Below are 787 nucleotides of genomic sequence, written 5' to 3'. Positions count from 1 at the left end.
AAACAAGTGAGTAATGCTATTCACAAGGCAGTAGTGAAAAATGTAAGCGCATGGTGCGAGACGTTCGGGTATGAAATAGGGCTGAAATGCCCTAAATCACTACCCGGTGAGGATTACAGCCCCGAATTTGGATATAAGGATCGCACTCCTGACCATCCTCATAACTGTTTATATGTCCCGACGCTTAGGGAACTAAGCAAGGCAGGGAACCCAAAGTCCTAAGCGAACTGAGAAATCACAGAGCAGAGGGTAACGGCGATAGCCACCCCCAGTTTGGGGAATCATAACCCCAGGATTGAAGCGGGGAACGGAAGGCGTGTGGAGGAACCTACCTCCTACTCGACCACTGCCAACCATCTATGATTAAGGAAACTGAATGTCCGACTTGAACCATGGTAATACATTAGCAGCGAAATAGGTTGACACGCTGCGCCCAAAAGGGCAAGGGGAAAAGTAGGGGGCTCATACGACTACCTGCACATATAGCACAAGACAGAAAAGTTAGGACGTATAATGGCAAGGATATCTACAGAAGACCCAAAAGGCCAGCCCCCTACAGTTACGACCTTAGACAAAAAGTTATTAATGCAATTGAACTAGACGGTATACCCAAAACCGAAGCCAGTCAAGTTTTCCATGTCAGCAGGAACACCATCAATCTCTGGCTGCAAAGAAAAGAACACACCGGCGACTTCCTCCCTAAACCTAATCGCCCACCTGGTCATAGCCACCAAATTACCGACTGGCATAAATTCAAGGCTTTTGCCCAAGAGCATGGCGATCAAAC

The 787-nt window shown here is 47.6% G+C and carries 1 protein-coding gene; it reads left to right on the top strand.

Annotated elements, in window-relative coordinates; all coding sequences use genetic code 11:
* Positions 1-524: 524 nt before the first annotated feature.
* The coding region (locus P5674_RS25440; RefSeq protein ID WP_315670447.1) for an IS630 transposase-related protein at positions 525-787 on the top strand (263 nt) is incomplete at its 3' end.

It is taken from the genome of Limnospira sp. PMC 289.06 (assembly GCF_032350395.1).
GTDB lineage: Bacteria > Cyanobacteriota > Cyanobacteriia > Cyanobacteriales > Microcoleaceae > Limnospira > Limnospira platensis.
This window is presented reverse-complemented; position numbering and strand designations above follow the sequence as displayed.